This window comes from Pseudomonas sp. MC6 (genome assembly GCF_054790575.1).
In genome coordinates, this window is the sequence record NZ_CP186504.1 from 2,761,930 (window position 1) to 2,781,573 (window position 19,644).

At 58.8% G+C, this 19,644-nt stretch carries 21 protein-coding genes and 1 tRNA gene; 4 read left to right on the forward strand and 18 right to left on the reverse strand.

The features are described 5' to 3' along the window. Position 1: 1 nt before the first annotated feature. The 7 genes from gspF to gspG are packed head-to-tail and all read right to left on the reverse strand — an operon-like array spanning position 2 to position 8,139. Positions 2 to 1,213, reverse strand: a complete 1,212-nt coding sequence (gspF, locus tag ACOYXE_RS12355; RefSeq protein ID WP_460929448.1) for a type II secretion system inner membrane protein GspF — start codon at positions 1,211 to 1,213, stop codon at positions 2 to 4. Next, the gene (gene gspE / locus ACOYXE_RS12360; protein ID WP_460929450.1) at positions 1,213 to 2,619 is read right to left on the reverse strand and encodes a type II secretion system ATPase GspE; all 1,407 of its coding nucleotides are present in this window, start codon (positions 2,617 to 2,619) and stop codon (positions 1,213 to 1,215) included. The genes gspF and gspE overlap by 1 nt, the downstream gene beginning before the upstream one ends. Further along, positions 2,616 to 4,988, reverse strand: a complete 2,373-nt coding sequence (gene gspD / locus ACOYXE_RS12365; protein ID WP_460929452.1) for a type II secretion system secretin GspD — start codon at positions 4,986 to 4,988, stop codon at positions 2,616 to 2,618. Before gspD ends, gspE begins: the two co-directional genes overlap by 4 nt. After that, on the reverse strand, positions 4,985 to 5,527 hold the full coding sequence (gspM, locus tag ACOYXE_RS12370; RefSeq protein ID WP_460929454.1) for a type II secretion system protein GspM: 543 nt from the start codon (positions 5,525 to 5,527) through the stop codon (positions 4,985 to 4,987). The genes gspD and gspM overlap by 4 nt, the downstream gene beginning before the upstream one ends. Further along, on the reverse strand, positions 5,520 to 6,698 hold the full coding sequence (gspL, locus tag ACOYXE_RS12375) for a type II secretion system protein GspL (protein ID WP_160057180.1): 1,179 nt from the start codon (positions 6,696 to 6,698) through the stop codon (positions 5,520 to 5,522). Before gspL ends, gspM begins: the two co-directional genes overlap by 8 nt. Next, positions 6,695 to 7,681: a type II secretion system minor pseudopilin GspK gene (gspK, locus tag ACOYXE_RS12380; RefSeq protein ID WP_460929456.1), complete on the reverse strand. Its 987-nt coding sequence runs from the start codon at positions 7,679 to 7,681 to the stop codon at positions 6,695 to 6,697. Before gspK ends, gspL begins: the two co-directional genes overlap by 4 nt. 8 nt (positions 7,682 to 7,689) lie before the next feature. Beyond that, complete coding sequence (gspG, locus tag ACOYXE_RS12385; protein ID WP_160057178.1) at positions 7,690 to 8,139, reverse strand: type II secretion system major pseudopilin GspG; 450 nt, start codon at positions 8,137 to 8,139, stop codon at positions 7,690 to 7,692. 146 nt (positions 8,140 to 8,285) lie between these two features. Between gspG and gspI the strand changes: the two genes are divergently transcribed. After that, complete coding sequence (gene gspI / locus ACOYXE_RS12390) at positions 8,286 to 8,672, forward strand: type II secretion system minor pseudopilin GspI (RefSeq protein WP_034152659.1); 387 nt, start codon at positions 8,286 to 8,288, stop codon at positions 8,670 to 8,672. Between the two features lie 6 nt (positions 8,673 to 8,678). On the opposite strand, the gene ACOYXE_RS12395 is transcribed toward gspI, so the two are convergent. Further along, complete coding sequence (locus ACOYXE_RS12395) at positions 8,679 to 9,110, reverse strand: type II secretion system protein N (RefSeq protein WP_460929459.1); 432 nt, start codon at positions 9,108 to 9,110, stop codon at positions 8,679 to 8,681. Between the two features lie 114 nt (positions 9,111 to 9,224). Between ACOYXE_RS12395 and ACOYXE_RS12400 the strand changes: the two genes are divergently transcribed. From ACOYXE_RS12400 to ACOYXE_RS12410, 3 genes are all read left to right on the forward strand, one after another. After that, positions 9,225 to 9,686: a GspH/FimT family pseudopilin gene (locus ACOYXE_RS12400; protein WP_460929461.1), complete on the forward strand. Its 462-nt coding sequence runs from the start codon at positions 9,225 to 9,227 to the stop codon at positions 9,684 to 9,686. Next, positions 9,683 to 10,294, forward strand: coding sequence for a type II secretion system protein GspJ (locus tag ACOYXE_RS12405; protein WP_160057174.1), 612 nt, complete (start codon positions 9,683 to 9,685; stop codon positions 10,292 to 10,294). The genes ACOYXE_RS12400 and ACOYXE_RS12405 overlap by 4 nt, the downstream gene beginning before the upstream one ends. A gap of 77 nt (positions 10,295 to 10,371) precedes the next feature. Next, complete coding sequence (locus tag ACOYXE_RS12410; RefSeq protein ID WP_460929463.1) at positions 10,372 to 10,929, forward strand: NADAR family protein; 558 nt, start codon at positions 10,372 to 10,374, stop codon at positions 10,927 to 10,929. 98 nt (positions 10,930 to 11,027) lie between these two features. Here ACOYXE_RS12410 and ACOYXE_RS12415 read toward each other — a convergent pair whose 3' ends face one another. The 10 genes from ACOYXE_RS12415 to thrS form a co-directional block, all read right to left on the reverse strand. Then, positions 11,028 to 11,267 (reverse strand): YceK/YidQ family lipoprotein, encoded by a 240-nt coding sequence (locus ACOYXE_RS12415; protein WP_460929465.1) that lies wholly within the window; start codon positions 11,265 to 11,267, stop codon positions 11,028 to 11,030. Between the two features lie 567 nt (positions 11,268 to 11,834). Next, positions 11,835 to 11,911 (reverse strand) — tRNA-Pro (locus tag ACOYXE_RS12420). An 88-nt stretch (positions 11,912 to 11,999) separates the two neighbouring features. Continuing rightward, positions 12,000 to 12,356, reverse strand: coding sequence for a MerR family transcriptional regulator (locus ACOYXE_RS12425; RefSeq protein WP_003179985.1), 357 nt, complete (start codon positions 12,354 to 12,356; stop codon positions 12,000 to 12,002). Further along, positions 12,337 to 12,639, reverse strand: a complete 303-nt coding sequence (ihfA, locus tag ACOYXE_RS12430) for an integration host factor subunit alpha (RefSeq protein ID WP_002553164.1) — start codon at positions 12,637 to 12,639, stop codon at positions 12,337 to 12,339. The genes ACOYXE_RS12425 and ihfA overlap by 20 nt, the downstream gene beginning before the upstream one ends. 3 nt (positions 12,640 to 12,642) lie before the next feature. Continuing rightward, entirely contained in the window at positions 12,643 to 15,021 is a 2,379-nt protein-coding gene (pheT, locus tag ACOYXE_RS12435; protein ID WP_460929468.1) for a phenylalanine--tRNA ligase subunit beta, read from the reverse strand. A gap of 26 nt (positions 15,022 to 15,047) precedes the next feature. Beyond that, on the reverse strand, positions 15,048 to 16,064 hold the full coding sequence (gene pheS, locus ACOYXE_RS12440) for a phenylalanine--tRNA ligase subunit alpha (RefSeq protein ID WP_003226365.1): 1,017 nt from the start codon (positions 16,062 to 16,064) through the stop codon (positions 15,048 to 15,050). Between the two features lie 109 nt (positions 16,065 to 16,173). Then, complete coding sequence (rplT, locus tag ACOYXE_RS12445) at positions 16,174 to 16,530, reverse strand: 50S ribosomal protein L20 (protein WP_007913489.1); 357 nt, start codon at positions 16,528 to 16,530, stop codon at positions 16,174 to 16,176. Positions 16,531 to 16,558: 28 nt separating this feature from the next. Further along, a complete protein-coding gene (gene rpmI, locus ACOYXE_RS12450) occupies positions 16,559 to 16,753 on the reverse strand; it encodes a 50S ribosomal protein L35 (RefSeq protein WP_002553160.1) in 195 nt (64 codons plus the stop codon). Positions 16,754 to 16,813: 60 nt separating this feature from the next. Next, the gene (gene infC / locus ACOYXE_RS12455; RefSeq protein WP_170947229.1) at positions 16,814 to 17,365 is read right to left on the reverse strand and encodes a translation initiation factor IF-3; all 552 of its coding nucleotides are present in this window, start codon (positions 17,363 to 17,365) and stop codon (positions 16,814 to 16,816) included. Continuing rightward, positions 17,365 to 19,287: a threonine--tRNA ligase gene (gene thrS / locus ACOYXE_RS12460; RefSeq protein WP_160057170.1), complete on the reverse strand. Its 1,923-nt coding sequence runs from the start codon at positions 19,285 to 19,287 to the stop codon at positions 17,365 to 17,367. Before thrS ends, infC begins: the two co-directional genes overlap by 1 nt. Positions 19,288 to 19,644: the final 357 nt, after the last annotated feature.

Below are 19,644 nucleotides of genomic sequence, written 5' to 3' on the forward strand. Positions count from 1 at the left end.
GCTACTGGACCAGTTGATTAATCTCAATGATCGGCAGCAGCACCGCCATCACAATCACCAGCACCACCCCGCCCATCACCACAATCATCAGCGGCTCCAGCAACGCGGTCATGCCCATCGCTCGCCGCTCGATATCACGCGACAGGGTCTGCGCCGCGCGCTCAAGCATCGGTGGCAATGAACCGGTTTTCTCGCCACTGGCGATCAGATGAATCAGCACGGGTGGGAAGACATTTTCCACGCGCAACGCGGCGGCGAGGTTGACGCCCTCACGTACCTTGGCCGTGGCCTCAGTGACGCTCAAACTCAAGCGGTCGTTGGACAGCGTCTGCCGCGCCGCCTCCAGTGCGCGTAACAATGGCACCCCGGCGCCGCCGAGAATCGCCAGCGTCGAGGCGAAACGTGCGGTGTTCAGGCCCAAGATGAAGCGCCCGAACAGCGGCAACTTCAGCACCCGATGATGCCAACTCAAACGCGCCGCCGGATTGCGCAGATACAGGCGCCAACTCCAGAACGCGCCGGCCATGATCGCTGCGCACAGCCAGCCCCAACTGCGGATGAAATCACTGGCGTTGAGCATCGCCAGGGTCAACCCCGGCAAATCCTGCCGCGCCTGGGAAAACGCGCTGACCACCTGCGGCACTACGTAACTGAGCAGGAAAATCACAATGCCGATCGACACCAACCCAACCACGCCCGGATAGATAAACGCCGTGAGAATCTTGCCACGCAGGTTGTTGCGCTCCTCGATGTAATCAGCCAGTCGCTCCATGACCTGTGCCAGATCGCCGGACTCTTCCCCGGCCGCAATCAGCGCGCGGTAAATCTCGGGAAAGTCTCTCGGTCGCGCGGCCAGCGATTCCGCCAGTCGCATGCCGCTGCGCACATCGGCGCGCACGGCGCTAAGAGTGTGGGCGATGTGTTTTTTCTCGGCCTGTTCGACCGTGGCACTCAGCGCCGCTTCCAACGGCAGACTCGCGCCCAACAGACTCGCCAGTTGCCGTGTGGCCCAGGCCAGATCGTTATCGGAAAGTTTGGCACTGAACAACCCGCCGCCGCCGTGCTGGGCAACGTTGCTTTCTTTGTTTACCGACAGTGCAGTCAAACCGCGTCCACGCAAAACGCTGAACGCCGCACTCTGGCTCTCGGCCTCAAGATGCCCGGACTCAATCTTGCCGGTCACGTCGGCAGCTTCAAAACGATAGCGATTCATCAGGCGTCCCGTGTCACACGGAGGATTTCTTCAGGCGCGGTGGCGCCGCTGCGGATCCATCGCTCACCGTCCTCGCGCAGGCTGAACATCCCGGCCTTGGCGGCTGATGCGCGCAGAGCCTGCTCCCCTGCCCCTTGGTGAATCAGTGTGCGGATGTCGTCGTCGATGCAAAACAATTCGTGGATGCCGGTGCGGCCGCTGTAGCCAGTCTGATTGCACGCTGGACAACCGACCGGGCGCCAAGTGCCCGGTGTCGCCGGGTCTTCCTCTTTGCATTGATTACAGAGGCGGCGCACCAATCTTTGCGCGAGCACGCCGAGCATCGACGAGGCCAGCAGAAACGGTTCGACGCCCATGTCGATCAAGCGGTTGACTGCCGACACCGCGTCGTTGGTGTGCAGCGTCGCCAGCACCAAGTGGCCGGTCAACGAAGCCTGCACAGCGATTTGCGCAGTTTCGAGATCGCGGATTTCGCCGATCATGATGATGTCCGGGTCCTGGCGCAGAATCGCTCGCAGCGCCAACGCAAAAGTCATGTCGATCTTGGCATTGACCTGGATCTGGCTGATGCCCGGCAGGTCGTATTCCACCGGGTCTTCCACGGTAAGGATGTTGCTGGTACTCGCATCGAGCCGAGCCAGTGCGGCGTAGAGGCTGGTGGTTTTGCCGCTGCCGGTGGGTCCAGTGACCAAAACAATGCCGTGGGGCTGGCGAATCAGGTGATCGAGTTTGGCCAGCACCTGCGCGTCCATGCCCAGGGTTTCCAGATGCAGACGCCCGGCCTGTTTGTCGAGCAGACGCATCACCACCCTTTCGCCATGCCCGGTTGGCACCGTGGAAACACGGATATCGATCGGCCGCCCGGCCACGCGCAAGGCGATGCGACCGTCCTGCGGCAGGCGTTTTTCGGCGATGTCGAGCTGGGCCATGATCTTGATCCGCGACACCAGCGCACCATGCAACGCCTTGCGCGGTGAGACCACATCGCGCAAGGTTCCGTCGACGCGATAGCGCACCACCGAATGGGTTTCGAACGGTTCGATGTGAATGTCGCTGGCCTCATCGCGCGCGGCCTGGGTGAGCAAGGCGTTGATCATGCGGATCACCGGCGCGCCGTCCTGGGTGTCGAGCAGGTCGGTGATTTCCGGCATGTCCTGCATCAGCCGATCCAGATCAACTTCGTTTTCCGCAGCCCCAACCACCGCCGCCGCACTGCCGGTGTCGGCGTACGCGCTGGCGAGCAAACCGTCGAGTTCGTCATCGCGCACCCGCTGAATCGTGGTCGCGCCGAACTGCCGCCGCGCCTCGCTGATCGACCAGCCCGGCGTTGACGGGCACACCGTCAACACGCCATCGCACAACAGAATCCGCTGCGCCTTGGCCCAGGCGTAGGGCAGCGCACTCATTGGATGGGCACCGCTTTGATAGTGGCGCGCGGACCCGCCCCTGGTAAAACCGCCGGCACACCCTGCGCCGCCGTCGGCAACTGCGGCGCCTGCATGTCTGGCATCGCCCAGCTGCGTTCCGGCTGCAAACCACCCTGAGCGCGGCGCATGAAGTCGTAGCGGTTCAACGTAATGCTGCGCCCCGCCTCACTGTCGCGAATGATGTACGGCCGCAAAAAAACCATCAGGTTGGTCTTGGTGATCGCCCGGCGTTCATTGCGAAACAGCGCGCCGATGCCCGGCAAACTGCCCAGCCACGGCACCGCGTCATTGCTCTGGCTGTAGCCATCCTGCAGCAAGCCACCAAGGACCATGATCTGCCCGTCATCGAGCAGAATGCTGGTGTCGATCGCGCGTTTGTTGGTGACAATCCCCGCCGAATTGGCACTGGCCGAAGCCCGCTCATCAATGCTGCTGACTTCCTGATAGATGTCGAGCTTGACCGTACCACCCTCGGAAATCTGCGGGCGCACGTTGAGCTTCAAACCGACCTCTTCACGGGTCACGGTCTGGAACGGGTTATTGCTGGTGCCCCCGCCGCCCGTCACATAACTGCCGCTGACAAACGGAATGGTTTGGCCGACAAAAATACTCGCCGCTTCGTTGTCGAGGGTCAGCAGGTTCGGCGTCGACAACACGTTGGTGCCGCCCTTGCTCTTCAACGCCCGGGCCAGCACTTTCAGGTCAAGGATCTTGCCGATCCCGGGGATATCGACGGTGCCGTTGACGTAGCCCAGATTCAACCCCTGAGGCAGCACATCGATGCTGGTTTTGCCGTTGGTGTTGAGCCCCGAACCACCGAGATTCGCGCCACCGATCACGCCATTGCCACCGAGATTGCCGGTCTGCCACTGCACACCGAACTCACTGGCATCGTCCTCGCCGACTTCGACGATCAGGCTCTCGATCACCACTTGCGCGCGGCGCTGGTCAAGCAGATCGATCACCTCGCGCAAGTTGCGATACAAAGGCTCCGGCGCGGAAATCAGCAAGGTGTTGGTGGTGGCGTCCGCCTGAATGGTCACGCCGCCGGCACTGAAAGCGACGTTCTGATCGCTGCTTTGCGCGCCGCCGCTACCAGTTGTGCCGCCACTGCTGCCCTGGGCGTAACTGCCGCCCGTGCTGCCGCTGCTATTAGTCGATGTAGTGCCGCTGCTTTGCGTACTACTTTGGCCATTTTGCCCAGCGCTGCCACCGGTACTTGCGCCCATGGCACTGAGCACCGAACGCGCACTGTCACTGCTGCCGCTGTCACTCTCGCCGGTGAGCAAACCGCGCAAGGCCTGCGCCAGTTTCGCCGCCTGCGCATTACGCAGATAAACCACGTGCAGATTGCTCGGATTGCTCTGCGCGTTATCCAGTTTGTAAATCAGGTTACGCGCCAGCTCGGTGCGCTCCGGGCTGCCGGCGCGAATGATGATGGTGTTGGAACGCGGATCACCAATCACCGCAATTTTCTGCGTCGGATCATTGCCCGGCGCATCAAGCAAATCCGCGACCATCGGCGCAATGTCGGCAGCGATGCCGTTCTGGATCTGCACCACATCGGTGTCGATCGCACTCGGCGAATCAATGCTCGCGATCAACTGCGCAACGCGGGTCAGGTTCTCGGCGTAATCGGTGATGACGATGGTGTTATTGCCCGGATAGGCGTTGATCGGATTGTTCGGCGAAACGATCGGCCGCAGCACCGGAATCAGGTTCACCGCGTTTTCGTATTGCAAACGAAACGTGCGCGTGAGCATGCCGTTGCCGGCCGGTTTGTCGGCACTGTAGATCGGCCCGCCGAGCAACTTCGCATCCGCCTCCGGCACCACCTGCGCCACACCGCCAACATCGACCACACTGAAACCCTGCATGCGCAACGCCGCCAGCAACATGTCGTAAGCCTGCCGCGCCGGCACCTGACCTTCCGACACCAGCGTCAACGTGCCCTTGACCCGAGGGTCGACCAAAAACTGCTGCCCGGTAGAACGCGCCAACGCGCGCACCACCGCTTGAATATCGGCGTCGACAAAATTCAGCGTCACCGGTTGATCGCCCAAAGGATTACTCGGCAAGGCAATGCCCGACGCCGCCGCCCCACTGCGCGCACTCTTGCTGATGTTGTGCAATTGCTTCGGCACAGGTCGCGCTTGGGCCTGCGCACGTTCGCGGTCGAGCACCGCGTCGCCGCTGCGCTGGGTGTTGGCCAGCGGCCGCCCGAGTTCACTGTCGACCAGCAACGGCGGCTGGTTCTGCGGCGTGGTGCTGGTATTGCTGCACGCGCTCAACGCCATCAGCAGCATCGGCAACGCCAGACGTGCCGGTTTGGATCCTGACCACTTCATGAAGCTTCCTTAGCGCCCAGCGCCTGATCCATGCGAACGGTTCCCGACAGAGTGCCTGCCGTATCATCGACCTTGACCTCACTTGCACGCTGCAAACGAGCCTCGACCACTTCAAGTGAAAACCGCACGGGGTGGATTAACAGCCAACTGATGACGGCATCAGCGGGTGCATCCTCGAACGTCAACTGCCAAGCGGTGCCAACTGTCTGCAACTGGTAGTGACCAAGCAGCCCGCTGCCATCGAGAGATTGCTGCAATGACCGCTCGAAGTTTTGCCCAATGGGCGCTGTCGCCACCTCGCGCAACAACAGATCCAGCGCTTCGGCCTGGCCACGCAACTTCGGCGTTTCGGTCTGCCAATGCTCAATCTTTTTCAGCGGTGGCTGGACGAGCAGCAGCCAGATCAGCACACCCCCTAACATCAATGCGGTGCCCGCAACCAGGCGTTTTTCGCGTAAGGTCAGCGGCGCCCAATGCCGATGAATCTGTGCACGCAGCAGCAGCCAGCGAGCCCGATAGATCGCCAGTAGATTATTCATCGTCGCTGTCCATGTCGGCATCGTCCTCAACCGCTGCCGGCTCAATCTGCGGGCTGAAAATCCACACGTTGTCTTCGCGTCTGGCGACCAATCCTGCCTGCGTCAGCGCCCCCGGCAATGCGCCGTCGGCGGGTGCCTGCGCAGTGTCGGCGGCCAACTCCAACTGCAAACGTCCCTGCTCATAGGTCATACGCTGGACGCTGCCCGCCATAAACGGCAGCGCGCTCGCGGCGTTTTGCACCAGGTAGGCAAACCCGTGATTCGCCTCGGCCGCCACCCCATTGTGTCGAGCCGCCAGTTGCTGGCGAGCCTGCTGCAACGGATTGAGAATCACCGGTAACTCTGGAAAAGCCTGCTTCACCCGTTGGCTCATTTGCGCCTTGAGCTGCTCGCCCTGGGTCACTTCACGGGCCGCGTAAAGGTTCAGCCCTGACACCCAGATCGCAATCGCCAAGGCACAACAGAAGACGGCCTTGCCCCAACCGCGAGCGGGGCCGGCAGCCTTGCCGATGCCTGCATGCAACCCCCATCCCGGCGCAACGCCACACCAGCGCTGCTCCGCAGGTTGTGGTTCGAAGACTGTTGCAGGAGCATCCGCGCCGATCCACTGCAAGCCGCGACCACTGGTGACGAGTTCATCCAGACGCTCCTGCGCCAAGGGTTCTACCGAAGCCTGCGCACCGCTGAAGCGCAGCAGCAATTGCCCGTCCAGCACGCAGGCGCTGACCTGCCCCTGCGTGGGCACCGGCAGAGCATAAGGCGCCGGGTAAAGGCCTCGCAGCTTCAATCGGTGCTGAGCCAATAACAGCCCGAAACGATCCAGAGATGCCTGCGCGAGCCAGGCCAGCGACACTTGCCCCGAGACCTCACGAGCACTGTGTGCAACGTACATTTGTTCAGTGCCACCCAGAATCAGCGCCTGCGCGGCACACTTCACCGCCGCCTCGATCTTCACCGGAGCCAGCGGTGGCAACTGCAAACTGGTCAGTACACTGTCCGCCGGATGCAGAAAAAACTCGACGGGCTGTAACGGCCACTCCTGTTCAATCAGCAACAGCGTGCTGACACCGGTCTGACTGACCTGGTCATGCCGATCCAGGCGCGCAAATTCAACCTCAGAGTCTGAGGTCAAACCCGCCAGCGGCGGCAAGGCGACTCGCAGGCGAGTCATACGCCGAGCCTCGACCAGACCACTTTCGGCAGGTCGTCGGCGGGTCGATGCAGCAGCGCATCCAGGCTGACGCGGCGCTGGTCACGACGCGCGTGTCCGCGCAGCAGAAACCAATCGCTGCTGATGCCGACGTTCAGTCCGTCGACGGTCAGATGCGGCAAGTGCAGACGGTTGACGAAGTCCCCGCGATTGATGAACCACTGACCACGATCGCGCTCTCCCACCACAGCCCTGGCCTGCGCCAGCGATAAACCCGGTACCACCGCCACCAATACCTCGGCGCTGGCAGTATTACCGTTGACCCAGGTCTTGGCCGGAATCAGGCTGACATACTGATTCAAGCGCCCAAGCAGCTCCTCGTTCATGCCTTCGAGGCCACGTAAATCATCAAGGCTGCGCAACATCGGCTGAGTGGCCGGCAAGGGGCTTCGACGCGCACTCGGCGACGTCGCGCGGACGCCGTCGAAACCGGTCTGCGCCATACTCTGCCCGGCGGCTTGCAGGTCGGGCATTCTCGGGTAGGAGGCAATGACTCGCTGGCTGATGCGCTGGCTGAGGGCAGCATCGATTCCGATCATTTCGCAGAGGCGTTCGAAGCTGCGCAACTGTCCGCCATCGACGCGCTCATTGCTGAGTAAATTGCGCAAATTGAACTTGCCCTGCTGATCCTCGATGCGCCCCTCGAAACCGCCCCCCGGCGAACTCAACAAATGGCTTTTGACAGGCTGCGCCCAAGGTTGATCGAGCCGGGTCAGCGCGTCCTGTTGACGCGTGTCTCTGAGCAGTTGCCGACTGAGCTCCAGCCCCGCCAACAGCGCAGCAGCGCCCTGCACTCGCGACTGTTCCGCTTCAAGAGAACGGGTAAAGACGCTCTGACGGGTGAGCATGCCAGCGGCGATCACCGCAACCACGGCGGCAATCAGCAAGGCGCTGATAATGGCCATGCCGCGCTGTTTCTGCGCCTGTGGCGACGATGATTTCATGGCCGCTCTCAGAGCTGCCAGGAACCAATATCGGCATTGACGCCGTCGCCGTCGGGTTGGCCGTCTGCGCCGAGGGAGAAGATGTCGATCTCACCGTTCGCGCCAGGATTCAGATAGTTGTAAGGACGCCCCCACGGGTCGTTGGGCAAGCGTTCCAGATAAGAGCGCCAGTTGCTGTTTTTCGCATCCGCCGGACGCTCCACCAACACCTTCAGCCCCTGATTCAGCGTCGGGTAATTGCCGTGGTCGAGGCGGTAGAGTTTGAGCGCCTGCATCAGGCCGGCGATGTCTTGTTTCGCCGCAGTGGCTCGGGCCTGATCAGGTCGGTCGAGCACCTTGGGCACGACCATCGCCGCCAGAATGCCGAGGATGACTACCACCACCATGATCTCGATCAGGGTAAAACCCTGCTGACCTCGACGACCTGCGGACTGAGATTTGACGCGCGCGAAATCCATTTCAACCTTCCTTGGCATGATTACATTCGGCGCGCAGTGTAACAAAAGCCAGTCATCGTACAACAATCATTAACGCACTGTTTTTCTGCACATTCGCCAAAGGACGGGTGTTATTCTGCGGGCCGGTTTCAACCGCAGAGACAAGCATGGAAGCGTTGCGCAAGGAGCGAGGTTTCACCCTCATCGAGGTTCTGGTGGCTTTGGCAATCATCGCCGTGGCCATGTCTGCGGCCGTGCGCGTTGCGGGCCTGATGACCCAGAGCAATGGCCTGTTGCGCGATCGCTCGATCGCTTTGCTGGCGGCGCAGACCCGACTCGCCGAGTTGCGTCTGGAAGAAGACTTTGCCCCGGGACTGAAAACCTTCGAGTGTGATCAAGGTCGCCTGCAACTGCGCTGTGATCAACGCGTGACCCCGAGCACCGATGGACGACTGATGCGCGTGACGCTGCTGGTTTCGGATCGCGAACGTCAGGCACCGCCCTTGGCGCGACTCGAAACCTTACTCGGCCGGCCGCAGGAAAAGCGCCAATGACACAGCTCAGGGTCGAGTCAACCGAGGCAGCGACGGGGAGTCTGGCAGCGTGCTGACTTTTAATCGGCTCTTTTCTGCGCCACGCTCAATGACCACCGCATCCTGTTCAATAGCTATCACGTGCACACCCAGAGCCAAGCGATCACCCACCAGAAAACTGCGCGGCGGACCGTCGTTGAGACTCAGGATTGCTACTGCAGCGTGCGCCCCTGCCAGCACTCCGGAAACCTTGATATCCAACGGTGCCGGCTGGTTGGAAAACCACTGCAAAGCCGCTGTGTCGGCGCGCGCCGGCAGCACTTGGGGGTCCACCGCCGGAACGTGGGACTGTGCCTGCGTCAGCAACAGCGCAGACCAGAATAGTCCGCCTGCCAGCGCCGTGATCAGCGCCGCCGACTGCACAAGCTGCGTTGCGGATAAGCGAAAAGTAAATGCCAAGACCCAACCTCCCTGTTGTCTTGCGTCGCAGTCTACAGGACAACATTCGCTTTTCTATCGGGATTGATGGTTCGAATCCGCCAGGATGGATTCACAACGAAGGAACGTTGCGGTATGAACAAGGACAGACAAACAGGCTTCACCCTCATCGAATTGATGGTGGTGTTGATCATCATCGGTATTGCCAGCGCCGCCGTCAGCCTGAGTATCAAGCCTGACCCAGCACAACTGCTGCGCAAGGACGCCAATCGCTTGATCCAGTTGCTGCAAATCGCCCATGCCGAAGCCCTGGCCGATGGACGCCCGATCACTTGGCTGGCGGACAAAAACGGCTTTCATTTCATTCGTCGCAATGAACAAGGCCCCGGCTTCGATCACTTTCTCGCCGATCCGCAACTGCGCCCCCGTCACTGGGAAACGCCATCGCTGAAGGTGCAAGTGACACCTAGGCAGCCGCTGATACTGAACGCCGAGTGGTTCGATTCACCCGCACAACTGCAACTCTCGGACGGCCAGAACACGCTCACCGTGCAGCGCACAGCCACGGGCAAATTGACCTTGGCCAACCAGCCATGAATAACCGGCAAGAGGGTTTTACCCTGATCGAAGTGATGGTCGCGATCATGCTCATGGCGATCGTCAGCCTGATTGCCTGGCGCGGTCTGGACAGCGTGAGCCGCGCCGACACGCACCTGCAGGCGAGCACCGAACACACCGAAGCACTGCTGCGCACGCTGCATCAACTGGAACGAGATATCGCCTTGCGCGCCAGCATCGAACTGCGCGAGCCACTGTTGAACGACAACGATGACGAACGATCCGGGCAGCCAGCGGCAATCAGCGTGCGCAGCGCCGACGACCAGCGCTTTCGTCTTGACGTGATCCGCAGTGCTGCCACCTCGCACAACGGCTTGCAGCGCGTGCGCTGGTGGTTGAAAGATCAAACCCTGTACCGCGCCGCCGCCACGCCACGTGATCACTACCCGCTGCCCGCGCCGAAACAGGCAGTGGCGGTGCTCGACAGCATCAGCGACCTGCAAGTACGCGTCTGGGAACCCGAGATGGGCTGGCGCCAGCTCAGCGGCAACCGCAAAGAAAACCCCCAAGGCCTGGAAATCCGCCTGACCCGGCAGACGCTTCAAGGCGAAGAACACTACCGCCAGGTCTTGGGCCCACTGGATTAGTCTCTGGGCAATATTGCGTATTGCCCTGACACGCACAGCAACTGTAACGTCGAACGTCAGTTACCGAGGAAATCTCATTGCACGACTCTAAACTTCTCGAAGATCTACGCGCTCGCTTCAACGCTGGAGAGCCTCTGGATTTCACTTTTTTCTGGGGACACCAGCGAAGCAAAAACGCCGTCACGGCTTCGTGCTTCAGCCAGTGGTATGAAGCCGAATTCGTTGTCGAGGGGCAACGCTACCCGACAGCCGAACACTTCATGATGGCCGAGAAGGCAGCCTTGTTCGACGATCAGGAAATTCGTGCACAAGTACTCCAGGCCCCGACCCCGAACGCCGCCAAAGCCCTCGGCCGCAAGGTGCACGGGTTCAACGACCAGCTCTGGCTGCACCACCGATACGACATCGTCGTCCGGGCAAACCAAGCCAAGGTTTCCCAAAATCCGGAGCTGAACGAATACCTGATGCGCACTGGATCTCGGGTCATCGTCGAAGCGAGCCCGGTTGATGACATTTGGGGAATTGGGCTCGCGCAGGATCACGCAGATGTGAACGATCCGAATCTGTGGAAAGGTCTGAATCTTCTGGGGTTTGCATTGATGCAGGTGCGGGACTGCAGGGTTGGATCGTCCTGAGTTTTATCGGCGGAGGCGTCAGCAACGAAAAAGCCTTGGCACATGCCAAGACTTTTCTAAGGGAGTTTTACATTGCTTTGGGTTGCACTACCCGCCAGTCAGAAATTGCAGGTGTATTGATATTCGAAGGGGAAGAATACGGTATCGACCACCAATGAAAATGGCGCGTCGATCAGTAAAAAGGGAATCAACTTGCCTTTGGATGTACCGACCAACCACCAGTCGAGCCGAACACCGATGTAGGGACATCGGTGCTTGTCATAATCCATCCGCATGGCCGTTGCTGCACAGCCGCTTGAACTGGCGATCAACGCCAGTAATATCAGTTTGTGAAACACTTAATATCCTTATTAGTTGTTGATGCTGAGCTGCATAGACAGAGTTGCAGATGACTTTCCCTCTACGACGGGCCACCCCCGTGGGTGGAGTAGAGCCCTACGCCGACTACCGAGGCCGACCGTAAGGACAATGAGAAACTTCAACCAGACTGGAATTGGCAAGATGCGTGAAGCGTGCAGGCGAGGATGCAGATCTGATGGATTTTATTGATTTTCTGGGAAACCTTTGCAGCGCATTCAGTAACTATCAAGGCTATGAAAAGCCTCGCAGGGTGTTTACCCGGGGATTCGTTACGTTCTGCGTATTTGTGGCTGTGTTTGAGCTGATTGCGCTGAACCTTTACTACGCATAGACGAGATGGAATCAGATGCTGAGGAAGGCATCAATTCTCGTGCGGAGGGGATGTCTGGTTTTTAATGGTGTTTTACGCTTGCTGAATGCCAGCAAAGATCGTCGGGACGGAGTGAATCCAGGCCTTCTCAACGAAATTACCGGGTAGTTTTGCGCAGGCACAAAAAAGCCGATCCATCTGATCGGCTTAACTGTCTGATTTTACTCAGGAATAATGGTCGGGACGGAGTGATTCGAACACTCGACCCCTAGCACCCCATGCTAGTGCGCTACCGGACTGCGCTACGCCCCGACTGGTTTTGCAACTGTTCTTCACCTCGAAGAACGCTCAAGAATATAGCGCAAGCGTTTGAAAACTGGAAGTATTCAAACGCTGCTTTTTATTTCTTGAGAACCACCAGTACGTCTTCCAGTTCGGCAATCATCTGCCGAATCATCTGCTTGTATTGGGTCGTGTCGTCTTTGGCTTCATCGCCGGACAAACGCAAGCGTGCGCCGCCGATGGTGAAACCCTGATCGTAAAGGAGCGCGCGGATCTGCCGGATCATCAGCACGTCTTGGCGCTGATAATACCGGCGGTTTCCGCGGCGTTTGACGGGGTTGAGCTGAGGAAACTCCTGCTCCCAGTAGCGCAGCACGTGTGGCTTTACGGCACACAGCTCGCTGACTTCACCGATGGTGAAGTAGCGTTTGCCCGGGATGACGGGTAGTTCGTCGTTATGACTTGGTTCCAGCATAAGCCTCAACTCGGGCCTTCAACTTCTGCCCTGGACGAAAGGTGACCACACGGCGAGCCGTGATCGGGATTTCTTCCCCCGTTTTCGGGTTGCGGCCAGGCCGCTGGCGTTTGTCCCGAAGGTCGAAATTGCCGAAACCGGACAATTTGACCTGCTCGTTGTCTTCAAGAGCGTGCCTGATTTCCTCGAAAAACAGTTCGACCAATTCCTTGGCTTCCCGCTTGTTCAGGCCCAGCTCTTCATACAGACGTTCCGCCATCTCAGCTTTCGTCAAAGCCCCCATACGTCACTTCCTTAACGTGGCGTTCAACCTTTGTTCGAGCGAGGTGAGGATATTTTGCGTCGTCGAATTCACCTCATCGTCATTAAGAGTGCGCGATGGATGCTGCCAGGTCAAGCCAACTGCAAGGCTTTTTCTATCAGGATCAATACCTTTACCCTGATACACGTCAAACAGCCTGAGATCTGTGAGCCATTCGCCTGCATTTTCACGGATTACGTCCAGTACGGCTGCGGACGCGACGTCTTTGTGCGCAATCAGTGCAAGGTCACGACGCACTTCAGGAAAGCGCGACAACTCGTGGAATTTCGGCATTTTACCGAGTGCCACTTCAGCCAGAACCAGCTCGAAAACGAAGACTGGACGATCCAGACCCAATGCTTTCGACAATTCCGGGTGAATAGCACCGATGAAGCCGACTTCACGCCCTTCCCGCTCGATGCGCGCGGTTTGACCCGGGTGCAGCGCCGGGTGTTTGCCCGGAGCGAAAGTGAACGAATCCAGTGCGCCGGCGAAGCCCAGCACCGCTTCCACGTCAGCTTTGACGTCGAAGAAGTCGACGGTGTCGCGACCTTGTGCCCAGCCTTCCGGCAGACGGCTACCGCAAACCACACCGGACAGCATCGGCTCTTGCTTCAGGCCTTCGAGCTGACCGACGAAACGCAGACCGCTTTCGAACAGACGCACGCGATCCTGCTGACGGTTGAGGTTGTGCTGCAGCGCTTTGACCAGACCCGGCCACAGCGACGAACGCATGGCAGCCATGTCATTGGAGATCGGATTGGCCAGCAACAACGGCTCGACGCCCGGGCTGAACAGTTCGAACTGACGCGGATCGATGAAGCTGTAAGTGATCGCTTCCTGATAACCACGCGCCACCAGCAGACGACGCAGCTCCGGCAGATCGCTACGTGCTTCAGCTTTGGCTTGTGGCGCCAGGCGCGCTTGCGGGTAACGAACCGGCAGACGGTTGTAGCCGTACAGACGCGCCAGTTCTTCGATCAGATCGACTTCCAGGCTGATGTCGAAGCGATGGCTTGGCACTTCTACGCGCCACTGGCCTTCACCGTCGGCGGAAATACCGAGACCCAGGCCGCCGAGCAAACGCTCAACCTGGGCGGAGTCCATTTCCATACCGAGCATCTGGGTGATGCGCTGGGAACGCAGGGTGATCGGTGCGATCGACGGCAGATGCTGCTCGCTGACGGTCTCGATGATCGGGCCTGCTTCGCCGCCAGTGATATCCAGCAGCAGGCCGGTGGCGCGCTCCATGGCTTCACGGGCCAGTTGCCAGTCGACGCCACGCTCGTAGCGGTGCGATGCGTCGGTGTGCAGGCCGTAGGAACGAGCCTTGCCCGCCACAGCGATCTGGTCGAAGAACGCACTTTCCAGGAATACATCGCGAGTGGTCGCGGAGACACCACTGTGCTCACCACCCATGACACCGGCAATCGCCAGCGCGCGGGTGTGGTCGGCAATCACCAGCGTATCGCTACGCAGGCTGACTTCCTGACCGTCGAGCAGTACCAGCTTCTCGCCCTCTTCCGCCATGCGCACACGGATGCCGCCATTGATTTCGGCGAGATCGAAGGCATGCAGCGGCTGACCCAGTTCGAGCATCACATAGTTGGTGATGTCGACGGCAGCGTCGATGCTGCGCACGTCGGCGCGGCGCAGACGTTCAACCATCCACAGCGGCGTCGGCTTGGACAGATCAACGTTACGGATAACGCGACCCAGGTAACGCGGGCATGCTGCTGGCGCCAGCACTTCTACCGAACGCACTTCATCGTGCACGGCAGGAATGCTCATGACCACTGGACGGGTCACCGGCGCGTCGTACAGCGCGCCGACTTCACGGGCCAGACCGGCCAGGGACAAGCAGTCGCCGCGGTTCGGGGTCAAGTCGACCTCGATGCTGGCGTCTTCCAGATCTAGGTACACACGGAAATCTTCGCCCACCGGCGCATCGGCCGGCAGTTCCATCAGACCGTCATTGCCTTCACCGACCTGCAGTTCGGCTTGCGAGCAGAGCATGCCGTTGGACTCAACGCCGCGCAGCTTGGCTTTCTTGATCTTGAAGTCGCCCGGCAGCTCAGCACCGATCATGGCGAACGGAATCTTCAGGCCCGGACGCACGTTTGGCGCACCGCACACGACCTGGAAGGTTTCCGCACCATTGCTGACTTGGCACACGCGCAACTTGTCGGCATCAGGGTGTTGCTCGGTGCTCAGCACCTCGCCCACCACAACACCACTGAAAACACCGGCGGCCGGGGTCACGCTATCGACCTCAAGGCCAGCCATCGACAGACGAGCAACCAGCTCGTCGCGATTTACCTGCGGGCTAACCCAGCCACGCAGCCATTGTTCACTGAATTTCATCCTGCTCTCCTAAGAATTCGTTACGACTAGCGAAATTGCGCGAGGAACCGCAAGTCGTTGTCGAAGAACAGACGCAAGTCGTTCACGCCGTAACGGAGCATGGCCAGACGCTCGACGCCCATGCCGAAGGCAAAACCGGAGAACTCTTCCGGATCGATGCCGGACATACGCAGCACGTTCGGGTGAACCATGCCGCAGCCCATCACTTCCAGCCAGCCAGTCTGCTTGCAGACGCGGCAGCCTTTACCGCTGCACATCACGCATTCCATGTCGACTTCAGCGGATGGCTCGGTGAACGGGAAGTACGAAGGACGGAACCGTACGGCCAGTTCTTTCTCGAAGAACACCCGCAGGAATTCTTCGATGGTGCCTTTGAGATCGGCAAAATTGATGTCGCGATCAACCAGCAGGCCTTCGACCTGGTGGAACATCGGCGAGTGGGTGATATCGGAGTCACTGCGATACACGCGGCCTGGGCAGACGATGCGGATCGGCGGCTGCTTCGATTCCATGGTGCGGACCTGTACCGGCGAGGTATGGGTGCGCAACAGCATGTTGGCGTTGAAATAGAAGGTGTCATGCATCGACCGGGCCGGGTGATGGCCTGGGATGTTGAGCGCTTCGAAGTTGTGATAGTCGTCTTCGACCTCAGGGCCTTCGGCAATGCCGTAGCCGATGCGGGTGAAGAACTGCTCGACACGTTCCAGAGTCCGGGTCACCGGATGCAGACCACCGGAGGTCTGGCCACGGCCCGGCAATGTCACGTCAATGGATTCGGCAGACAGTTTGGCAGCCAGTTCGGCTTCTTCAAACAGAGCCATGCGCGCATTGAGAACGCCTGTAACACGCTCCTTGGCAACGTTGATCAGCGCACCGACTTGCGGACGCTCTTCTGCCGGCAAATTCCCCAGGGTCTTCATCACCTGAGTCAATTCACCCTTTTTGCCAAGGTATTGAACCCGGATTTGCTCCAGGGCATTGATATCTTCAGCGCTTTGCACAGCCTCTAGTGCTTGAGAGACCAGCGCATCCAGGTTTTCCATGTACAGACTCCAGATACAAAATAGGGGAAGAGCTTGAAGGCTCTTCCCCTATTTAAGACGTTTACCACCTGGCCCCACGGAAGTGAGGCCGGGTGATTGTCGGGGGTACTTAAGCCAAGGTGGCTTTAGCTTTCTCGACAATCGCAGCAAACACCGCTTTTTCGTTCACTGCCAGATCAGCCAGAACCTTACGGTCGATCTCGATGGACGCTTTTTTCAGGCCAGCGATGAAACGGCTGTAGGACAGACCGTTAACACGAGCACCAGCATTGATACGAGCGATCCACAGAGCGCGGAACTGACGTTTTTTCTGACGACGGTCACGGTAGGCGTATTGGCCTGCCTTGATTACCGCTTGCTTGGCAACACGGAATACGCGGGAGCGTGCGCCGTAGTAGCCTTTAGCAAGTTTCAGAATTTTTTTGTGACGCTTACGGGCAATGACGCCACGCTTTACACGAGCCATGAGTTACTTCCTCTATTCTTGACTAAAATTAACGAAGGCGCAGCATGCGCTCGACTTTTGCCACGTCAGACGGATGCAGCAAGCTGCTACCGCGCAGTTGACGCTTACGCTTGGTCGACATTTTAGTCAGGATGTGGCTCTTGAAAGCGTGCTTGTGCTTGATACCGTTAGCAGTTTTCAGAAACCGCTTAGCAGCACCACTTTTGGTTTTCATTTTTGGCATGTTCGGATACTCCGCATTCAGTTGATAAACATAATCAGAAGGCCTGCCGTGCCCTGTTGATTACTTCTTCTTTTTCGGGGCGATGACCATGATCAGCTGGCGTCCTTCCATCTTAGGATGCTGTTCGACCGAACCGTACTCGAGCAGGTCAGCTTCAACCCGCTTGAGGAGTTCCATCCCCAGCTCCTGGTGGGCCATCTCACGGCCGCGGAATCGCAAGGATACCTTGGCCCTGTCCCCATCACTCAGGAAACGTACCAGGTTGCGCAGTTTTACCTGGTAATCCCCTTCCTCCGTCCCTGGACGAAACTTGATTTCTTTAACCTGAATCTGCTTCTGGTTTTTCTTGGCTGCGGCAACCTGTTTCTTCTTCTCGAAGATCGATTTGCCGTAGTCCATCAGTTTGCAAACAGGGGGTACTGCATCGGCGGAAATTTCCACCAAATCCAGTTTGGCCTCTTCAGCCTTAAGAAGCGCGTCTTCAATTGACACAATCCCAAGCTGTTCACCTTCAGCCCCAATTAACCGAACCTCGCGTGCCGAGATATTCTCGTTGATCGGGGCTTTCGGTGCAGCTCGTTTATCTTGTCTCATTTCACGCTTAATAATAATTACTCCGAATCTGGGCGACCACGCCGGGAAACCGCTTGCGCGAGAAACTCAGCGAACTGGGCGACGGGCATCGAGCCCAGGTCAGCACCTTCACGAGTACGCACAGCGACAGTCTGCATCTCGACTTCCTTATCTCCGATTACCAAGAGATAGGGAACCTTGAGCAAAGTATGCTCGCGGATTTTAAAGCCGATCTTTTCATTTCTCAAGTCGGACTTGGCACGAAATCCGCTTTCGTTGAGAGTTTTTTCTACTTCTGCAACAAAATCTGCCTGTTTATCAGTGATATTCATGATCACCGCCTGCGTTGGCGCGAGCCAGGCAGGGAACGCACCTTCATAGTGCTCGATCAGAATCCCGACGAAACGCTCGAAGGAACCGAGGATCGCGCGGTGCAACATCACTGGGTGTTTGCGGCTGTTGTCTTCGGAGACGTATTCAGCGCCCAAACGGACAGGCAGGTTAAAATCGAGCTGCAGAGTACCACATTGCCAGACCCGACCAAGGCAGTCTTTCAGCGAGAACTCGATCTTCGGACCGTAGAACGCCCCCTCGCCCGGCTGTAGATCGTACGGCAGGCCCGCAGAATCAAGGGCTGCAGCCAATGCAGCTTCAGCGCGATCCCACAGCTCGTCGGAACCGACGCGTTTTTCCGGACGAGTGGACAGTTTCATCTCGACATCGGTAAAACCGAAGTCGCGGTAAACGTCCATGGTCAACTTGATGAACGCAGCGGACTCAGCCTGCATCTGCTCTTCGGTGCAGAAGATGTGGGCGTCGTCCTGAGTGAACGCACGTACGCGCATGATGCCGTGCAGCGCACCCGACGGCTCGTTACGGTGGCAAGCACCGAACTCGGCCAGACGCATCGGCAGTTCGCGGTAGCTCTTCAGGCCCTGATTGAACACCTGCACGTGGCACGGGCAGTTCATTGGCTTGATGGCGTAGTCGCGGTTTTCCGACTGCGTGGTGAACATGTTGTCGGCGTAGTTGGCCCAGTGCCCGGATTTCTCCCACAGGCTGCGGTCAACGACTTGAGGGGTTTTGATCTCAAGGTAGCCGTTGTCGCGCTGGATCTTGCGCATGTACTGCTCGAGCACCTGGTACAGAGTCCAGCCGTTCGGGTGCCAGAACACCATACCCGGGGATTCTTCCTGGGTATGGAACAGGCCCAGACGCTTGCCGATCTTGCGGTGATCGCGCTTTTCAGCTTCTTCGATGCGCTGGATGTAAGCGGCCAGCTGCTTTTTGTCTGCCCAAGCGGTGCCGTAAACGCGCTGCAGTTGCTCGTTCTTGGCGTCGCCGCGCCAGTAGGCACCGGACAGCTTGGTCAGCTTGAAGGATTTCAGGAAGCGTGTGTTCGGCACGTGCGGACCGCGGCACATGTCGACGTATTCTTCGTGATAGTACAGCCCCATGGCCTGCTCGTTCGGCATGTCCTCGACCAGGCGCAACTTGTAGTCTTCGCCACGGGCCTTGAACACTTCGATCACTTCGGCGCGCGGAGTGACTTTCTTGATCACGTCGTAATCTTTTTCGATCAGCTGCTGCATGCGCTGTTCGATAGCGGCCATGTCGTCCGGAGTAAAAGGACGTTCGAAGGCGATGTCGTAATAGAAGCCTTCGTCGATGACCGGCCCGATCACCATTTTCGCGGTCGGATACAGCTGCTTGACCGCATGACCCACCAAGTGAGCGCAAGAGTGGCGAATGATCTCCAACCCCTCTTCATCCTTTGGCGTGATGATTTGCAGGGTCGAGTCGCTGCTGATGATGTCGCTGGCGTCGACCAGTTGGCCATTGACCTTGCCGGCCAGAGTGGCTTTGGCCAGACCGGCACCAATGGATGCGGCGACCTCGGCTACGGAAACCGGGTGATCGAATGAACGTTGACTGCCGTCGGGAAGAGTAATAGTTGGCATGGCGCCTCCTCTCCTAGTGGTGACCCCTACCAAAGGTCACGTGGGTTGGGATGAGCCAGTACAAGATCCGATCCAGGCCATTCAATGACGAACGCCTGCCTTACAGCGGCAGGAGCCTTGCGGCCAACCGGAAAACCGAACCAGAGTGACTGGGATTCAAATCGAAATATTCGCACGTCGACCGCTGCCGGGACTGTGGGTCATCCGGAGCCTGAGAACGCTTGAGCCCGGCATGCTAGCACAGATGAGCGGTCACTTATGCCTCTGTTTGATCACAAGGCAAATCGTCTGTTTTTATGCCAGAGTGCTGAACTTGATGGCCCCTTCAGCCCTCAGATAACAAGACATTGACCCACA

Coding starts and splice junctions, on each gene's coding strand:
- gspF (WP_460929448.1), bottom strand. CDS start 1,213: ATGAATCGCTATCGTTTTGAAGCTGCCGACGTGACCGGCAAGATTGAG.
- gspE (WP_460929450.1), bottom strand. CDS start 2,619: ATGAGTGCGCTGCCCTACGCCTGGGCCAAGGCGCAGCGGATTCTGTTG.
- gspD (WP_460929452.1), bottom strand. CDS start 4,988: ATGAAGTGGTCAGGATCCAAACCGGCACGTCTGGCGTTGCCGATGCTG.
- gspM (WP_460929454.1), bottom strand. CDS start 5,527: ATGAATAATCTACTGGCGATCTATCGGGCTCGCTGGCTGCTGCTGCGT.
- gspL (WP_160057180.1), bottom strand. CDS start 6,698: ATGACTCGCCTGCGAGTCGCCTTGCCGCCGCTGGCGGGTTTGACCTCA.
- gspK (WP_460929456.1), bottom strand. CDS start 7,681: ATGAAATCATCGTCGCCACAGGCGCAGAAACAGCGCGGCATGGCCATT.
- gspG (WP_160057178.1), bottom strand. CDS start 8,139: ATGGATTTCGCGCGCGTCAAATCTCAGTCCGCAGGTCGTCGAGGTCAG.
- gspI (WP_034152659.1), top strand. CDS start 8,286: ATGGAAGCGTTGCGCAAGGAGCGAGGTTTCACCCTCATCGAGGTTCTG.
- ACOYXE_RS12400 (WP_460929461.1), top strand. CDS start 9,225: ATGAACAAGGACAGACAAACAGGCTTCACCCTCATCGAATTGATGGTG.
- ACOYXE_RS12405 (WP_160057174.1), top strand. CDS start 9,683: ATGAATAACCGGCAAGAGGGTTTTACCCTGATCGAAGTGATGGTCGCG.
- ACOYXE_RS12425 (WP_003179985.1), bottom strand. CDS start 12,356: ATGCTGGAACCAAGTCATAACGACGAACTACCCGTCATCCCGGGCAAA.
- ihfA (WP_002553164.1), bottom strand. CDS start 12,639: ATGGGGGCTTTGACGAAAGCTGAGATGGCGGAACGTCTGTATGAAGAG.
- pheT (WP_460929468.1), bottom strand. CDS start 15,021: ATGAAATTCAGTGAACAATGGCTGCGTGGCTGGGTTAGCCCGCAGGTA.
- pheS (WP_003226365.1), bottom strand. CDS start 16,064: ATGGAAAACCTGGATGCGCTGGTCTCTCAAGCACTAGAGGCTGTGCAA.
- rplT (WP_007913489.1), bottom strand. CDS start 16,530: ATGGCTCGTGTAAAGCGTGGCGTCATTGCCCGTAAGCGTCACAAAAAA.
- rpmI (WP_002553160.1), bottom strand. CDS start 16,753: ATGCCAAAAATGAAAACCAAAAGTGGTGCTGCTAAGCGGTTTCTGAAA.
- thrS (WP_160057170.1), bottom strand. CDS start 19,287: ATGCCAACTATTACTCTTCCCGACGGCAGTCAACGTTCATTCGATCAC.